The following is a 15705-nucleotide window of genomic DNA, read 5'->3' as shown; positions in this document are numbered from 1 at the left end:
ATAGGTGCAAACTGTAGCGTCAAATGGTGTTACGCTGGATATCAATATTTTGACTGGGGTGTTGCGATATATCGCAACGCCTGTCGAAGTCAACATCTATTCAATAGAGAATAAAAGATGGCAACTCCGAAAAACCGCCAGATGCAATACTTCGAGATCGTCATGACTGAGCGGTCATTCCGAAAGGCGGCGGATCGACTGCAGGTCGCGCCGTCGGAGGTGAGCCGGCAGATTCAGCGACTTGAAGGCGAGACAGGCCTGCACCTTTTCGATCGTCATTCCTCCGGCGTCGTGGCGACGGAACAGGCAGAGTGCCTCCTCCGTTACCATCGCGGGTGCGAAGCGACTTACGAGGTGCTGCAAAGCGAGCTGGACATGCTTCGTTCGCTTAAGACGGGGCGCGTGGCAATTTCAGCGAGTGAGGGGGTCATACCCGCGCTCACCGAGGAGATTCTCTGGACCTTTGGGAACGAGTACCCGAATGTGCGGCTCGCGGTGAATATCCGTGCGACCGGTGAGATCGTCAGTGACGTGCTGAAGGATGTCGCCCATATCGGGATCGCATACAGCCCGCCGAAAACCGACGGGATATGCGTCCATCGCAGCGTCGTTCATCAAGTCGTCGCCGCCGTGCGGCCCGACCATCCCCTTGCGTCCCAACCGGGTGCAATCACATTTGGCCGCGCGATCTCGTATCCGTTCGCGACGATGCCGCCGATGTATGGTTTAGGCGGCACGATCGACATGCTTGCTCGCAGCGAGCCGGTTCGATATCAGCCCTCCCTCGTCGGTAACACACTCGACGTTCTGCGCCGCTTCGCCATCGCTGGAATGGGCGTGGCTTTCCTGACCGACTATTCGATCGCCGGAGACGTGGCAGAAGGTCGATTGGTCGGCAAGGCGATCGACCACCCTCTTCTCGGGCGCCAGAGCGCCCAGGTACTTGTGAAATCCGAGCGAACGCTACCCTTTGCCGCTCAAGAACTCCTACGACGCATCGAAACGAGGATGTCGACGTTTGCGACTCGCGACGAGTAATAAAATTCGGCCGGGGGCGGCCTGTTGCCTCGATTGTTGGTCGAAAGCGGTGTTCGCGGTTGAACCTGCGTCGCGAAGTGTCACGATGAGGCGACGGCTGCTGCGCCGTCAGGTGATGCCGGCATGCCGCCGGGTGGTCGTCGGAATCCGTACGGGTCGTCACCCCCGGGTATTCGCGAAACCCCGTGTTAAAGCGGGGCATGCGGTGCTTGCCGCAAGCAGGCATCGGTTATCCATCCGACGTCATTTTTTATGACAGGGAACGCGGGCTCCCGGACAGGTGTATCGGGTCGGCTGATTATTCGAGATTTTGCACTCGATCGATGCAATTGCTTCGAAAATTTTATTGCAAATCGGTGATGACTCACCCGCCAGTCGGGCAGTTCGCCGGGTAGACTGTCGTCCTGTTCGAGTTCCTGCTTGACACGATCGACAGCAGCTTTAGTTGCGGAGTGGTTCTTGACATTCGTCATTGCGATAGCTCGCGCGATCGTGATGACGAATGCAATCGAGGGGACATAGCTTGTAGCGGCCAAGTTGAAATCCATGGCCAGCTCCTCATCATGATGGCATTCGACTGTCCTGTTCGGGGCCCGTCGCGGGCGCGATCGACCATCGTGATGCGGGGAGACCCCATGTACAAACCCGCCGCACCCGCTCGCCTGCCGCTGCGTGCTACTTTCGTAAATGGCACCGGCCAAGACAGTTCAGTGGTGCGCGACCAGTGAACATTGTGGATTCACGCATCATGTACTCGATCTTGCCCGCGTTTGTATCTGCGTTGTTTCTCGGGTTCGGCCTCTACGTGCTGGCCACCAAGGGCCTCACGCGCGTATCTGTCCCGTTCGTCTTGATGTGCGCGACGACCTTCGTCTGGCAGGGAACGTGGGCCTTCCTGTTCCAGACGACCGAGGCGGACGTTGCCACCGTGTTGGTCAAGGCAGGCTATCTGTTCATCCTTTTTCTGCCGACGACCTTCTACCATTTCGTGACGGAGATCGTGTCGCGTCGGGACGAGCGGCCGATCCTGTTCGCATCCTATGGACTCTGCGTCCTGCTGGCGGTACTGCTCGTCACGAGCAATGCGGTCGTCGACGGATTTCGCCTGCATTTCTTTGGCCCGTATCCCAAGGCGGGCCCACTGCATCCGTTGCACGTCGTGCAGACGGTACTCCTGGTCGGCCGCAGCGGTTGGCTCCTGATCGACGCTAGACGACAGGAGCGAGCGCGAGACGTCCGGCAACTGCTCACCCAATGTCTCGTCAGCCTGGGCCTCTACTCGCTCGCGGCTACCGACTATGCGGTGAACTACGGAGTCGAGTTCTATCCGGTGGGGGTGCTGGTTATCGCGCTCAGTCTCGGGATTCTCGCGACGTCGATCGTCCGCTACGGCCTGATGGGCCCCTATCTGCTGGCCGCGACGGTCGCGCACGAAGTGGCCACGCCGCTGGCGGCGATCGGCCTGCACGCGGACGAGCTGCGGCGCGTCCTGCCGGTGCTGCTGCGCGGGTATCGGCTAGCGGTGGAGCACCGGTTGTGCGCCGACGGTTTATATCCCGGACAGCTGGAGCGGCTGCCGACGCTCGCGTCGTCGATCCGGCGCCAGGTCGACACCACGAGTACGGTGGTCGAAATGTCCCTGGCGTCCTTTACGCTGGACCGACTCGATCGCCACGGCTTCGCGGCCTATCCGATCCGGGCCTGTGTCGACGCCGCGGTGGAGCGCTTTCCCTTCCGTGTGGGTGAGCGAGACCGCGTATCGGTCGACCCGATCGATCCGGACCTGCGGTTCTCCGGATCCGACTCGCTCGTGATCTTCGTCATCTTCAATCTGCTGAAAAACGCCCTGTACGCGATCCACGCAAACGGCCATGGGCAGATCGAGATCGGGGCCCATCGCAGCAACGGTTACTGCGTGGTGCGTTTCAGCGATACGGGCCCGGGCATCGCTCCCGATGTGCTCCCTCGAATCTTCGACGCCTTCTTCTCAACCAAATCGCACGGTCGCGGCGCTGGCATGGGCTTGAGCTTCTGTCGCCGCGTATGCGAGGCGCTCGGCGGCACCATCGCGTGTGAATCCGTCCCCGGCGTCCGGACCACGTTCACGATTCGGCTGCCGGAGCCCGGTTCGCCGGCGGACCAGGCATTGCGCGATCCGCCGGCGCCCACCCGGCGCTATCGCATCGGGTAAGGCTGTCTCACATTCAGTTCGCGGCGGACGGCAGGATCAGTTCATACGCCTTGACCCGCTCGATGATGCCCGGCGGAAACCGGCGGATCCGCTTGTCGGAACCGGCAAACACGATCTGCTGATACCCCAGCGACACTTGCCGTCCGTCAACGTAGAAGCGAAACAGCAGATAGGCCGAACACTGCCGAACCTCGAACGTATTGAGATAGCAATCGACCCGCTGGAACGGAAACGTCTCGTGGACGTATTCCTGATGCGCGCGCTTCGTCACGAACGACCCGCCGGCCGCCAGCAGGTTGTTGTGGATGCATTCGTGAAACCAGCGTTCACGGCACACGCCCTGCCATTCGAAGTAGCGTGAGAAATAGGTATTCATGAAGGCATTGGAATCCTTGAGGTAAATGTCGACCACGTGATGGAAGGTTTTCTCGGACAGATGTGCCGTTTCGTTGGAAAGGACGTTAAGAATCGTGTCTCGCGTCAGCATGGATAACTCCTTGAATCGCTACTGGCGGTAGCGGCGCATTCCTTCAACGAGAAGGAATGGCCCGATTCTCCCCGTGCATTTAAACTGAGCGGCGCGGTCCAAACGTGTCGAATGCGCGGATGAGGAGCAGTTGATGCGCGTCCCACTTTCGCCGGATAATTAGAGCGGTCGTGCAATGCGACCGTCGTTTGCGGTCATGCGTCTCCGGTGCCGCACGTTCCTCTGCTGATTTATCGAGACTCGAATGCAATCCTTCGTTAGGCAGCCGGTGCTTTATCCCGTGTCCGTGGTATTTGTCGACGACAATCCGGATTTCCTGCAGGCCCTGCGGGGCATATTTCCGGACGAACGCCTGAACCGCTTTTTTACGCAGCCCCAGGCCGCGCTCGACTTCGTATCGTCGCGTGACGCGGAGACACCACCGACCGCCGCGGACTATTTTGGCGCGGAGAAGGCCGGCGGAAATGCGATCGGCCATGATGTGCTCACCGATCTCGCCCGATTTGAGGCGGTGGGCGCGGTAGTCGTCGACTATTCGATGCCGGAGGTCGACGGCATCCGGTTTCTGGCCTCCATCCGTAACGCGGACTGCATGAAAATCCTGCTCACCGGCATCGCCGATGAGCGCGAGGCAGTGGACGCATTCAACGCGGGACTGATCGATTGCTATCTGAAGAAAACCGACGTCGAGATGCCCCGCAAGCTGGCAACCGTGCTGGACAACGCGAAACGCAAGTTCTGCGCAGCCCGCGGGCACATCAGCCTGCATGAAGCAGGAGCGACCTACCGGGATCCGCGGATCGTCAAGTTGATCGATGCGGTGGCCGCGCGGGAAGGCATCGTCGAATACTACTGGCGCCCCAATCAGGACGCGGTGCTGATGTTTGACGCCGCCGGTGCGCCAAGTGTCTTTCTCGCCTGGAGCGAGGAGGACTGGTCGTTCCACTGCGATATCGTGGCCGACGCGGGTGGACCGGCCGAATTGTGCCGCGGGATGGAAGCTCGCCGCATCATGCCGCTGTTCTGGCCATCTCAGGGCTATCGGCCGGGTCTCGCGGACATTCGCTGCGCAACCCCGCTACCCGTTCCGGGATGGAGCGGCACGTTTTATAGCTGGACCCGTCTGGACGATGCGGCCACCGAGCGCGAGCTGCCCACGTTGGCAAAATGGCGTCACGCGTAAGAAATCATCCGCCCGTCCCTGGGCGGAGCGGGTACGCGAGGCGGTGCTGTCGTCGGCTCGGCAGCCACTCGAATCGGAATTATCCCTGTCAATGTTGACAGTTATCATCGGCACGGAATTTTGTTTCAATAGCGCCCTATTCCGAGGGCCACCCACTATTCCAATTAGACGGCACATCCAATCAGGGCAGGCGGTCGATCAGCGATCTGCGCCGCCTCCCGATATCGATCGATTCCCGATCTGATGTTGTCACCACGCGTCACGAAAGCTGCAGCGCGAAGCGATTGCTCTTCGGTGAACTTGCTCTTCTTCACGGCATGACCTCCAAGTTTCGATGACATCGTCATGCCGGAATCTTCCGCTTCCAAATGGGACGGTTTTGTGGGCTAGGGTCAGTCTGACCCAGTGCGGCTTCTGAAAATCTACGCTGCAACAAAACGTACGCTTCGCCATGCATCCGGATCACGGCACACGCCCACGTTGTCAGGCGTCACCTCAACCAGCCCTTGCATGTCACCACGCTCGCGCGGGATACATACGAGATCAAACGACCACGTACCGTCGAATACGTTTTCGAGGTTGCCGAGGAAGTTTTGCCGATTGAAAAGCGGCGTGATGAAATACCAGACTCGATAGTCGAGGGCCGAGAAAAACTCGAGGAACGACTTCGAGCTGTCGCCCGTGTAGTGGTTCAGGTATTCAAGGTACACGATTGGCCGATGTGCTCGTATGGACTCCTGTGCACCTCGAATGGTCTGTGCTTCGAACCCTTCAACGTCTGCCTTCAGAAAATCGAGACGCTGTAATCGCAGTGAATCAATAGTGCGCAGCGCTACCTGTTCGGTTATGGTGTCGCTCATGAAAAGTGACAGGCCGCCGAAATTGTTCGGCACTCGCGGGTCGACGGTCGGGAAATTCACCACCCCTTCCGTATCGCCTACCGCGCACTGTAGCGCTAGTACATTAAGGCGCTCGTTCTGTGCAAGATTTGCGCAGAGCAGCTGATGCGTGAGGCGTTGCGGCTCGAACGCAAACACCGCGCCGGCTTCACCGACTGCATGCGAAAGCATTACCGTATGTGAGCCGATGTTTGCACCAGCCTCGACAACGATATCGCCCTGGCGAACCATCTGGGAAAACAGAAAGGATTCCGGCTCAGACCATTCGCCATATAGCGACAGGCTACGGCCGACAAACTGGTCATTCGAATTGAACAGCATCGTGCCGTAACGGCACTTCTGGCTCGCATAAACTGGCATCGGATCCCCGCAACCTTGATTTTCGTACACTTTATCGGTGTAGACCGGCCTAGCTACGACAGGGTTTTCCGGTCCGCCCCTTATATAATATATCGATGACTCAAGGCGTTGCTGATTGATCCTGGCGCCGACGACGCGTCGCCGCCGTGCGGAGTACCGCCTTACTGGTAAAACGCCAGTCGCCCTTGTCGCAGCGCAGCCGTATCCAGCCGCCGTAGATCTGAATGACGATGTCGTCGTCCCATGCCGCGCGCATGCGGCTCAGGCACGAACGCTGAGCGGCCGCCCAGGAAGTGCCGCGCTTAGGCTACCGGCAGATATCGGCATGGCTGGCACCGGGCGAATTGCGCGTGTGGCGAATGTGGCGAGCCTTGCAACTCAACATTCCGCGGCGGCGTCCTCGCCGTCGTCGCGGCAACGACAATCATAAGGTCCGCAGCTTGGATTCGCGGCCCCCGCTGCCCGAGTATTCCTGCCACGCGCCCGCCTCTCGCGCGCCCGGGATCGCCGTGTCCCGGGCACCGAAAGGTAGCCCCTGCGTTCCGATCCGAACGATCAGGGGCGACCGTCCCGTTTCCAACCTTGAACATCGCCAAGCAGGGTAACGAGCACGAGCGCGGCGATCAGCCCCAGGTGCTCGAAAAAGCTGTTGAGCGCCATGAAACGCGCCACGCCCTCGTGGTTCCAGAAGTCGTTCGCCACCACCATCGCGACGACGGTCAACACGCCGAGTCCACCCGCGCCAATCCACGTGAACCGGCGAAACACCACGCACAGCGAACCGCCGATCTCGACCACAACCGCCAGTGCAGCCCAGAACGCCGGCGGATGCAGGCCGAAGTGCGCCTGCTCCGCGATCGCATCGCCGAAGTGCATCGCCTTGTTGACGCCGCCGATCAGAAAGGCGGACACCAGCGCCAGCCGCGCGAGCGGCGGCACCCAAGGCTGCGCCAGCAGCACACGAATCCACCCTGGGCTATACCGGCCGGTTGTCGCAGACATGTCAGACCGCCCAGCACGAACAGCCGAACGCGCCCCAGAAGCCCTTCGCGTCCGACGTCGGCAACGCGCGGCCCCACGCGCTCGCATGCGCATGCGCGTGCACGTTGCATGCATTTGAACAGCCGCACGCCGCGGCGGCCGCTGCCGCGCGCTGCAACGGCGCGCCGCTGCGCTGCGTCGCGCCCCAGCCACCGTAGCCGCCGTACTCGCGCACCGGCGACCAGTCCGGCATCGCGGGCGGAATCGGCGCATCATGCGACGCGAACGGCCCCGTGCCCCATACGATCTTCCCGCCGACCACCGTCAGCAATGCGGTCGTGTCCGCGATGTCGTCCTCCGCGCACGCGAAGAAGTCGCGATCCGGGACCATCAGGTCGGCGAGCTGCCCGACCGCGATGCGTCCTTTCTTGCCCTCCTCGTTCGAGAACCACGTCACGTATTCGGTCCACATGCGCAGCGCGGTCTCGCGATCGAGCAGGTTGCGCTGCGGGTACATGCGCAAGCCGCCAACCGTCTTGCCCGTGACGAGCCACGCGAGCGACACCCACGGGTTGTACGAAGCGACCCGCGTCGCATCGGTGCCGGCCGACACCTTGAGCCCCTTGGCGAGCATCTTCGCGACGGGCGGCGTTGCTTCGGCCGCCTGCGCGCCGTAGCGCTCGACGAAATACTCGCCCTGGTACGCCATCCGGTGCTGCACCGCAATGCCGCCGCCGAGCGCGGCGATACGGTCCATCGATTTTTCGGAGATCGTTTCCGCGTGATCGAAGAACCAGTTCAGCCCGGCCAGCGGGATGTCCTTGTTCACCTTCTCGAATACGTCGAGCGCGCGGTCGATCGTCTCGTCGTAGGTCGCATGCATGCGCCACGGCCAGCGGTTCTGCGCGAGCACGCGCACGACGCCTTCGAGATCGTCCTCCATCTGCGCGGGCAGATCGGGGCGCGCGACGCGGAAATCCTCGAAATCGGCCGCGGAGAACACCAGCATTTCACCGGCGCCGTTGTTGCGGAAATAGTCGGTGCCGTCGTGATACTTGACGCTCTTGGTCCAGTTCACGAAGTCTTCCTTCTCCGCGTTCGGCTTCTGCGTGAACAGGTTGTACGCGATCCGGATCGTCATCTCGCCCGCGTCGTGCAGCTTGCGGATCACTTCGTAATCGTCGGGATAATTCTGCGAGCCGCCGCCCGCGTCGATCACGCCCGTCACGCCGAGCCGGTTCAGCTCGCGCATGAAGTGGCGCGTCGAGTTGTACTGGTATTCGAACGGCAGCTTCGGGCCTTTCGCGAGCGTCGCGTAAAGGATCGTCGCGTTCGGGTTCGCGAGCAGCAGCCCGGTCGGGTTGCCTGCGGCGTCGCGCAGGATCGTGCCGCCCGGCGGCTCCGGCGTGTCCTTCGTGTAGCCGACCACGCGCAGCGCGGCCGCGTTCAGCAGCGCGCGATCATACAGGTGCAGGATGAACACCGGCGTATCGGGCGCTGCGGCATTGAGTTCGTCGATCGTCGGCAGGCGCTTCTCGGCGAACTGGTGTTCGGTGAAGCCGCCGACCACGCGCACCCATTGCGGCGCGGGCGTAATCGCGACCTGGTGCTTGAGCATCTCCATCGCAAGTGCGAGCGACGGCACGCCATCCCAGCGCAGCTCCATGTTGTAGTTCAGGCCGCCGCGAATCACGTGGCAGTGGTTGTCGATCAAGCCTGGCAGCACGGCGCGGCCGTCGAGGTCGACGATCTTCGTCGCACGTCCGGCGAGCGGCATGACGTCCGCGTCGTGGCCAACCGCGACGAAGCGTCCTGCTGCTATTGCCACCGCTGTCGCGGTGGGGTTCGAGCGGTCGAGGGTCGTGAACCTTCCGTTGCGGAGGATCAGATCCGGTTGGGTCTCGGTTGCAGTCATATGCGTCACCTCGCTTCGATCAGAAGCCAAAGAGCTGTTTGAGGATGGGGATGGCCTGCACGCCGATCAACATGCCGAGCAACCCGACAAGGGCAATCAGCGGCGGCGCCGGAGAACGAACCTTGATTGCGCTGTAAATGACACCGATCAGCAATCCCGCACCAAGGGAAACCAGATAAGGTTCCATACGATCAATTTCTCGGACAGGTTGGCATGCAGGTCGTACGTCCTGGCAAACACGTTGCGGGCGGCATCCGTGCATTGACCACGGACGCCGCCCGCGATTTCGGATTGCCGATGCGGCGTGTTCGCGCGGAACACGCCGCATCGGCATCAGCAGTCGAGGCTGCCTTCGGTCACTTCGCCGGCACGGGCGGGATCGACTCGTGCGGCGTCGCGGTACGCTGCGCGGCCTTGTGGACCATCGTGTACGCGTAATCGACACCCATCCCGTACGCGCCCGAGTGCTCCTTCGCGATCGCCATCACGGCGTCGTACGTCTCGCGGTGTGCCCAGTCGCGCTGCCACTCGAGCAGGACCTGCTGCCACGTGACGGGCACCACGCCGGCCTGCACCATCCGCTGCATCGCGAAGTCGTGCGCGTCCTTCGACGTGCCGCCCGAGGCGTCGGCGACCATGTAGATCTCGTAGTCGCCTTCGAGCATCGCGCAGAGCGCGAACGTCGTATTGCAGACTTCGGTCCACAGGCCGGAGACGACCACCTTCTTGCGGCCGTTCGCGGCCAGCGCGTCGCGAACTTTCTGGTCGTCCCACGAGTTCATCGACGTGCGTTCGAGCGTCTCCTGGTTCGGAAACACGTCGAGCAGCTCGGGATAGGTGTGACCCGAGAAGCTGTCGCTTTCGACCGTCGTGATCGTGGTCGGGATGTTGAATACCTTCGCGGCCTTCGCGAGCCCGACGACGTTGTTCTTCAGCACCTGGCGATCGATCGACTGCACGCCGAACGCCATCTGCGGCTGCTGGTCGATGAAGATCAGCTGGCTGTTATGGGGGGTGAGTACTTCAAGCTTCGGATTGCTCATGACGGTCATGTCCTTTGACGCGGATAAAAACTAGCCTGCCTCGCCGGCAAGCCGGGAGGCGCCCAATGCGCTGTGCCGGGAGGTTCGCCTGCCAGCCGTTGTCATTCAATACGCAAATTCATGGTAACGCCACTTAATCAATTCAATTAATAAAATCCCTAAATTCAGCCCTTAAAAGATCTTAAAAAAATCGAATTGAATGATCGCATCCCAAAAGACCTGCTACGCTATCGAATGAATTCGGGATTTCCGGACAAAACGGTAGTTATCCGTATTTTTCACACGGTTGTCATTCACTTATATCCGAATCATGAAGCCGTATATTTCGTCGCTGCTTGCCGGCATTCTCGCCGGCGCGGTCTATTACCTGATCGGCGTGCAATCGCCCGCTCCGCCCACGATCGCGCTGGTCGGCCTGCTGGGCATCCTTGCCGGCGAACAGATCCTGCCGGTCGCACGAAGGATGCTCGCAGGCATCCACTTGAGAACCGCGTGGAGCGAGGCGAAGTGCAGCCAGCACATGTTCGGCCCCCTGCCCGGCGCCCAGGGATCCGATGCCGCCGCGAAGCAACGTCAATCGACACCGTCGTGACCCACGGTGATTGACCGGAATCGGGCCGGCCGATCGGCGGACGACACGCGGGTAAGCCGGCACGCAAGGCATCCGCGAAAGCCGGGCCCGGCCGGCACGGTTCCCCCGTGCGCTGACGCTTCGGAACCGGTGCACGTCGCCAATACCGGTCGGGCGCTGAAATGGCGCGACGCAATCTTGCCCGGACCAGGATAGCGTTCCGGCGGCGACGCCCGGATGAATTGTTCTGAATCGTATTGGACTCGGCGGTGCTTGGCGATAACATGACAGCCCGACGCCCCCGTGGAATTCATCATGAAGCTGTCATTCGAAGCGCTCGAAGCCCTGGACGCGATCGACCGCACCGGCACGTTCGCCGAGGCCGCGGAGCTCCTGCACCGCGTACCGTCTGCGCTGACTTATCTCGTACAAAAGCTCGAAAGCGACCTCGACGTCGCACTGTTCGACCGGAGCGGGCGCCGGGCGAAGCTCACGCACGCGGGTCGCGTGGTCGTCGAAGAGGGCCGCCGGCTGCTGCATGCCGCCGAACAGCTCGAACTCAAGGCGCAGCGTGCACAGGAGGGCTGGGAAACCGAGGTTCGCATCTGTATCGACGAGATCCTGCCGTTCGAAGCGCTGTGGCCCTACGTGCATACGTTCTACGGACTCGAGATGAACACGCGGCTGCGCCTGTCCACCGAAGTCCTCGGCGGCACCTGGGATGCGCTGATTTCGCGCCGCGCGGATCTCGTCGTCGGCGCGGCGGGCGAGCCGCCCGAACTGCCGGACATCGTCGCGCGGCCGATCGGCACGCTCAGGCATGTGTTCGCCGTCGCCCCGACCCATCCGCTCGCGGCGCTGCCCGAGCCGCTGTCGATGGCGTCGGTCGTCGAGCACCGTGGCGCCGTCATCAGCGATACCTCTCGCGAACTGCAACCGCGCTCGGTCGCCGTCGACGCCGGGCAGCCGTATCTCGCGGTCCCCACGCTTGCCGCAAAACTGGCCGCGCAATGCGAAGGACTCGCGGTGGGCACGCTGCCGGATTGCATCGCGGCGCGCGCGATCGCGCAGGGCAAGCTTGTCGCCCGCAAGGTGACCGGCATGCGCGACACGACGCATTGCTATATCGCGTGGCGCGGCGACGAGGCCGGACGCGCGCTGCACTGGTGGGTCGATCAGCTCGCCCGCCCCGACCTCGTCGACCGGTTCACCGCGCTCGCCTGATTCCGCCGCTCGCCGGTCGCGCGTCTCGACCGAACGTTTCCCCGCGATCTCCGGCCGCATCAGACGAACGAATCGTGCAGGCGCTTCATCTCCTTCTCGAGCCATTCGATCAGTTTGAACGACGCATGCGCCTTCGCGGCCGGCGGGATCATCATCTTCTCCTCGGTCGCGATGTGTTCGGTCAGGGATTCGCACATCAACCGTCCGAGTTCCGGTTTCCTCGCGATCAGCGGCGTCAGGTCGCGGCTGCTCAACTGATAGGCCGTCACGGCGGTCACCGCGTAGACACTCGCATGAAGTTGCGTGCCGGCCAGCACGACGGACTGGCCGATCGCGTCGCCGGGCGCCATCCTCCTGACCTCGATGTCGCCGGTCGCGCCCGGCACGAACACCGACGCGACACCGGCCCCGACGATCGTCAGCAGGCGCGCATCGGAATTCGACGCGTAGATCACCTCCCCTTTGTGGAATACGCGTGACGCCAGCGCCTCGGCCAGCACCGCGAGATCCTCGTCATCGAGTTGCCGGAAGAGTTCGACCGCGCGCAGCAGCCGTTGACCGTGCGACGCCGGCCGGTGCGCCGCGGCCGTCCCGCCAAGCGGGCGCAGCGCGATGTCCGCGGCGGCCAGGTGCCGGTGGGCCAGATCGTAGAGCCGGTTACGCACCGCCACCTTTTTTTGCAGCGCGTCGACATAACAAACGAGTTCGTATTCGACAGAGTTGGTTCCGAATGCCTTGACGATCGAGACCGGCGCCGGACTGGCCAGCACGTCCAGCGAACTGGCGGCAGCCCGGTCGAGCGCATCGACGACGACGGCCGGCCGCACTTCCGGATCGATCTCGATCGTCAGCGTCACGCCGTGCACGCTCGCGGGTTCGCTCAGGTTGACGATCGTCGCCTTCGCCGCCGTGCTGTTCGGCACGACGACCAGGTTGCCGAGGCTGTTGATCATCTTGGTCGCGCGCCAGTTGCTTTCGACAATCCGGCCTTCCAGCTCGCCGATCGCCACCGTATCGCCCAGGCGAAACGGCTGGGTGGTATTCAGCACGAGGCCGGAAAACACGTCGTTCAGCGTGTTCTGGACGGCCAGGCCCAGGATCACGGCCACCGCGCCCGAGGTCGCGACCAGGCCGCTCAGCGGCAGCCCCAGTACGTAGCCGAGCGCGGCCACCGCGGCCGCGCCGAACACGGCGCCCGCGGCGATGTCATGAAACAGCCGCTGGTTGCGCCACGCGCGCGGCAGCAGCAGATGGTCGAGCATCAGGCTGAACACCAGCGCGCACTGCAGCCACCATGCGACGCCGATCCCCTGGATCGCCAGCCGGTCGAACCGGTCGGGCGACGCGGGCACCGCGAGCGGGCTCACGCCGGTTGCGAACAGCACATAGGTCAGCGCGGCGAACGACGCACAGCGCCAGACCGCCTTCGTCGTCGAACGGCCTGGCCCGAGCAACCGCCATGCAACGAGGTCGGCAGCGACGATCGGCGCGCCGTAGGCGACCGTGACGGACAGGTTCAGCATGCCGGAACGGGCCGCATGCGCGCTGCGCGACAGGCGTGGAATTCGCGCGATCGCATGGCGCGCGCTACCCGATCCGGCGAGCGGCCGCCGGCAGCGAATCGTGGCGAGAAAGGTCGGACTGGACAGGTTTCATGCGGTACTCGTTCGATGACGCGCGAAGTCGCGGCGGCAACGCATGTGTCGCTGCCGCCCCGCGCTGGCATTCAGTGGCGGCGACATCGATGCGTTGCGGTACGGTGCGAGCCGGCCTGCTGCGCGCACGCCTGCGAATCGCCGACGGTCTCCGTGCATGCAATGTAGACGCACCGGCCTGCCCGGTCCTGTGTTCAGGCTGAAACGTTCTGAATTCGCCGGCGGCACGCGCCGTTACGATTCGCGCGGCCGCAACCCGGCCCCGCCCGCCTCGCATCCGAACGCGTGCACGTCGGATCACGTGTCGTGTACGACGTGCGTCGGCCCCGAGGCATGGGCGAGCGCGGCGGCATAGGCGGCCAGCAGGCGCACGCGCGCATCTTCGCGCGCCCGTGTCTCGTCCATCGTGCGCATTGCATCGAGCGCTACGCGCGCCCGTTCGCGACATTCGTCCACCAGCGACAGGTCGAACAGGCACGGCACCGCGACAGCCGCCAACGCGATGCCGACCTCGGCATCGCCATTCGGCGAAAACGCCCAGTCGAGCGCCGCGCGCAGATTGCCGAGTTCGCGCCGGATCATGTCGAGCCGCGATTCGGCCTGCGGCCCGTCGTCGTCGCCGCCACCGGGCGCAAGCCTGAACAACGTGTGGAAATAGTTCGCGTGTGCGCGTGCCGCGGCCGCGCATTCGCCGTTGTTCTCGAGCTGCTGCAGCGCATAGGCGCGTGTCGTGGTCAGCAGCCGGTAGCGCGGTGTGCCGTGCGCGCTCTCGAGGCTCAGCAGCGACTTCGAAACCAGGCCGGCGATCGTGTCGAGCAGGTCCGCATCGGCCAACCCCTTCGTTCCGACGATATCGCGCACCGCGTCGATCGAGAAGCTGTCGCGGAACACGCCGAGCCACCGCAACAGCAGGCGCTCCGCGTCCCCGAGCAAGCGGTAGCTCCAGTCGTACATCGCCTGCAGCGTCTGATGACGCGGCAAGGCCGTACGAAAACCGCCGGTCAGCAACCTGAAATGATCGTCGAGATGCGCGGCCAGCACATCGATGCCGAGCACGGCCGCGCGTGCGGCTGCCAGTTCGATGGCGAGCGGGAGACCGTCGAGACGACGGCACACCGACGCCATCAGCGCCACGCTGCGTTCGTCGAGCGGAAAGCGGGGATCGGCGGCACGCGCGCGCGCCGAGAACAGTTGCACCGCGCTGGCGCTCAGGGCCCGAGCATCGTCGGCCCCTTCGTCGGGGACGTCGAGCGGCGGAATCGGACACAGCCGCTCGCCCTGGATACGCAGCGCCTCGCGGCTGGTCGCGAGGACGCGCAATCCGGCGTCGGACTCGGTCAGTGCGGTCGCGATCTGCGCGGCGGCGTCGAGCAGATGCTCGCAATTGTCGAGCACCAGCAACATCCGGCGGTTCGCCACGCTCGCCAGCACCGCTTCGAGCGTCAGCGATCCGGTCGGCTCCACGATGCCGAACGCGCCCGCCAGTGCGTCGGGCACGAATCGCGGACCCGCAACCGTGGCGAGCGACACGAACGCGGCGCCATCCGGAAAGCTCGCCTCGGCCCGCATGGCCGCTTCGAGCGCGACCCGCGTCTTGCCGATGCCGCCCGCACCGACCAGCGTCACGACGCGCGCGGTGTCGAGCGCCGCTAGGACGTCGGCGACGGTCTGCTCGCGACCGACGAGCGCGGTCGGCGCGGCCGTCAGCCGCGACGTCGCGGGACGGGCGGGCGCCGTGACTTCGGCGTGGCCGCCAACCAGCCGATAACCGCGCCCCGGCACCGTGACGATCAGGTTCCGGTCGTCGGCGAGCGCCTTGCGCAACGCGGCGATATGCACCTGCAGGTTGTTTTCCTCCACGATCGTGTGCGGCCACACGCGCTGCATGATTTCGTCTTTCGATACCAATGCGCCGTTCGCACGAATCAGGAGTTCGAGAATTTCGAATGCGCGACTGCCGATACGCAGCAGCTTGCCGTTCGAGCGAATTTCACGTCTGTCGAGAAAAACGTGAAGTGTTCCGATCCGGATCATGGGAATTTTTAATCGATTGCATTCATCGATGCCCTGTCAGAAATGACACCGGTTTGACGGTAATGCTACGGCATTTGTCCGGTCGAATGATTCAAATAATCAGAACTCAAAGAGCAAATTTTTT

The 15705-nt window shown here is 63.2% G+C and carries 14 protein-coding genes and 2 pseudogenes; 6 read left to right on the top strand and 10 right to left on the bottom strand.

Annotated elements, in window-relative coordinates:
- Positions 1–117: 117 nt before the first annotated feature.
- Complete coding sequence (locus tag ACPTTC_RS36730; RefSeq protein WP_423396199.1) at positions 118–1038, top strand: LysR family transcriptional regulator; 921 nt, start codon at positions 118–120, stop codon at positions 1036–1038.
- Between the two features lie 188 nt (positions 1039–1226).
- On the opposite strand, the gene ACPTTC_RS36725 is transcribed toward ACPTTC_RS36730, so the two are convergent.
- Complete coding sequence (locus tag ACPTTC_RS36725; RefSeq protein WP_423396198.1) at positions 1227–1586, bottom strand: hypothetical protein; 360 nt, start codon at positions 1584–1586, stop codon at positions 1227–1229.
- 200 nt (positions 1587–1786) lie between these two features.
- Between ACPTTC_RS36725 and ACPTTC_RS36720 the strand changes: the two genes are divergently transcribed.
- Positions 1787–3229: a sensor histidine kinase gene (locus ACPTTC_RS36720; RefSeq protein WP_226198178.1), complete on the top strand. Its 1443-nt coding sequence runs from the start codon at positions 1787–1789 to the stop codon at positions 3227–3229.
- Positions 3230–3242: 13 nt separating this feature from the next.
- On the opposite strand, the gene ACPTTC_RS36715 is transcribed toward ACPTTC_RS36720, so the two are convergent.
- Positions 3243–3716 (bottom strand): acyl-CoA thioesterase, encoded by a 474-nt coding sequence (locus ACPTTC_RS36715; protein WP_226198179.1) that lies wholly within the window; start codon positions 3714–3716, stop codon positions 3243–3245.
- A 244-nt stretch (positions 3717–3960) separates the two neighbouring features.
- Here ACPTTC_RS36715 and ACPTTC_RS36710 point away from each other — a divergent pair, with 244 nt between their 5' ends.
- Positions 3961–4899, top strand: a complete 939-nt coding sequence (locus tag ACPTTC_RS36710; protein WP_423396197.1) for a response regulator — start codon at positions 3961–3963, stop codon at positions 4897–4899.
- A gap of 164 nt (positions 4900–5063) precedes the next feature.
- Here the strand turns inward: ACPTTC_RS36710 and ACPTTC_RS36705 are convergent, their stop codons facing one another.
- The gene (locus ACPTTC_RS36705; RefSeq protein ID WP_423396196.1) at positions 5064–5213 is read right to left on the bottom strand and encodes a hypothetical protein; all 150 of its coding nucleotides are present in this window, start codon (positions 5211–5213) and stop codon (positions 5064–5066) included.
- A 108-nt stretch (positions 5214–5321) separates the two neighbouring features.
- Entirely contained in the window at positions 5322–6158 is an 837-nt protein-coding gene (locus ACPTTC_RS36700; protein WP_423396195.1) for an FkbM family methyltransferase, read from the bottom strand.
- Between the two features lie 278 nt (positions 6159–6436).
- Here ACPTTC_RS36700 and ACPTTC_RS36695 point away from each other — a divergent pair.
- Positions 6437–6580: pseudogene (locus ACPTTC_RS36695) on the top strand (IS3 family transposase); the annotation flags it as partial.
- Between the two features lie 133 nt (positions 6581–6713).
- On the opposite strand, the gene ACPTTC_RS36690 reads toward ACPTTC_RS36695, so the two are convergent.
- The 4 genes from ACPTTC_RS36690 to ACPTTC_RS36675 form a co-directional block, all read right to left on the bottom strand.
- Positions 6714–7160: a DoxX family protein gene (locus tag ACPTTC_RS36690; protein ID WP_226198182.1), complete on the bottom strand. Its 447-nt coding sequence runs from the start codon at positions 7158–7160 to the stop codon at positions 6714–6716.
- A 1-nt stretch (position 7161) separates the two neighbouring features.
- Positions 7162–9054 (bottom strand): amidohydrolase, encoded by a 1893-nt coding sequence (locus tag ACPTTC_RS36685; protein WP_423396194.1) that lies wholly within the window; start codon positions 9052–9054, stop codon positions 7162–7164.
- 19 nt (positions 9055–9073) lie between these two features.
- Positions 9074–9241, bottom strand: coding sequence for a DUF1427 family protein (locus ACPTTC_RS36680; RefSeq protein ID WP_175969361.1), 168 nt, complete (start codon positions 9239–9241; stop codon positions 9074–9076).
- A 169-nt stretch (positions 9242–9410) separates the two neighbouring features.
- A complete protein-coding gene (locus ACPTTC_RS36675; RefSeq protein WP_423396193.1) occupies positions 9411–10097 on the bottom strand; it encodes a hydrolase in 687 nt (228 codons plus the stop codon).
- Between the two features lie 310 nt (positions 10098–10407).
- Here ACPTTC_RS36675 and ACPTTC_RS36670 point away from each other — a divergent pair, with 310 nt between their 5' ends.
- Complete coding sequence (locus tag ACPTTC_RS36670; protein ID WP_175958485.1) at positions 10408–10689, top strand: XapX domain-containing protein; 282 nt, start codon at positions 10408–10410, stop codon at positions 10687–10689.
- 294 nt (positions 10690–10983) lie between these two features.
- Positions 10984–11892: a LysR family transcriptional regulator gene (locus ACPTTC_RS36665; protein ID WP_423396192.1), complete on the top strand. Its 909-nt coding sequence runs from the start codon at positions 10984–10986 to the stop codon at positions 11890–11892.
- Positions 11893–11951: 59 nt separating this feature from the next.
- On the opposite strand, the gene ACPTTC_RS36660 is transcribed toward ACPTTC_RS36665, so the two are convergent.
- Together ACPTTC_RS36660 and ACPTTC_RS36655 are read right to left on the bottom strand one after the other, a co-directional pair.
- The gene (locus ACPTTC_RS36660; protein WP_423396191.1) at positions 11952–13415 is read right to left on the bottom strand and encodes a mechanosensitive ion channel domain-containing protein; all 1464 of its coding nucleotides are present in this window, start codon (positions 13413–13415) and stop codon (positions 11952–11954) included.
- Positions 13416–13847: 432 nt separating this feature from the next.
- Positions 13848–15581, bottom strand: a pseudogene (locus ACPTTC_RS36655) (winged helix-turn-helix domain-containing protein); the annotation flags it as partial.
- Between the last annotated feature and the right edge of the window lie 124 nt (positions 15582–15705).

The organism is Burkholderia mycopellens (assembly GCF_964265025.1).
In the GTDB taxonomy this organism is placed as follows: Bacteria; Pseudomonadota; Gammaproteobacteria; order Burkholderiales; family Burkholderiaceae; genus Burkholderia.
Note: the sequence above shows the minus strand (reverse complement) of the source record. Positions and strands in the feature narration are given on the sequence as shown.

Excerpts from the sequence above, each read along its gene's own strand:
- ACPTTC_RS36670 (WP_175958485.1), top strand. The coding sequence starts at position 10,408 with ATGAAGCCGTATATTTCGTCGCTGCTTGCCGGCATTCTCGCCGGCGCG.
- ACPTTC_RS36710 (WP_423396197.1), top strand. The coding sequence starts at position 3,961 with ATGCAATCCTTCGTTAGGCAGCCGGTGCTTTATCCCGTGTCCGTGGTA.
- ACPTTC_RS36715 (WP_226198179.1), bottom strand. The coding sequence starts at position 3,716 with ATGCTGACGCGAGACACGATTCTTAACGTCCTTTCCAACGAAACGGCA.
- ACPTTC_RS36725 (WP_423396198.1), bottom strand. The coding sequence starts at position 1,586 with ATGGATTTCAACTTGGCCGCTACAAGCTATGTCCCCTCGATTGCATTC.
- ACPTTC_RS36680 (WP_175969361.1), bottom strand. The coding sequence starts at position 9,241 with ATGGAACCTTATCTGGTTTCCCTTGGTGCGGGATTGCTGATCGGTGTC.
- ACPTTC_RS36730 (WP_423396199.1), top strand. The coding sequence starts at position 118 with ATGGCAACTCCGAAAAACCGCCAGATGCAATACTTCGAGATCGTCATG.
- ACPTTC_RS36700 (WP_423396195.1), bottom strand. The coding sequence starts at position 6,158 with ATGCCAGTTTATGCGAGCCAGAAGTGCCGTTACGGCACGATGCTGTTC.
- ACPTTC_RS36685 (WP_423396194.1), bottom strand. The coding sequence starts at position 9,054 with ATGACTGCAACCGAGACCCAACCGGATCTGATCCTCCGCAACGGAAGG.
- ACPTTC_RS36720 (WP_226198178.1), top strand. The coding sequence starts at position 1,787 with ATGTACTCGATCTTGCCCGCGTTTGTATCTGCGTTGTTTCTCGGGTTC.
- ACPTTC_RS36690 (WP_226198182.1), bottom strand. The coding sequence starts at position 7,160 with ATGTCTGCGACAACCGGCCGGTATAGCCCAGGGTGGATTCGTGTGCTG.
- ACPTTC_RS36665 (WP_423396192.1), top strand. The coding sequence starts at position 10,984 with ATGAAGCTGTCATTCGAAGCGCTCGAAGCCCTGGACGCGATCGACCGC.
- ACPTTC_RS36675 (WP_423396193.1), bottom strand. The coding sequence starts at position 10,097 with ATGAGCAATCCGAAGCTTGAAGTACTCACCCCCCATAACAGCCAGCTG.
- ACPTTC_RS36660 (WP_423396191.1), bottom strand. The coding sequence starts at position 13,415 with ATGCTGAACCTGTCCGTCACGGTCGCCTACGGCGCGCCGATCGTCGCT.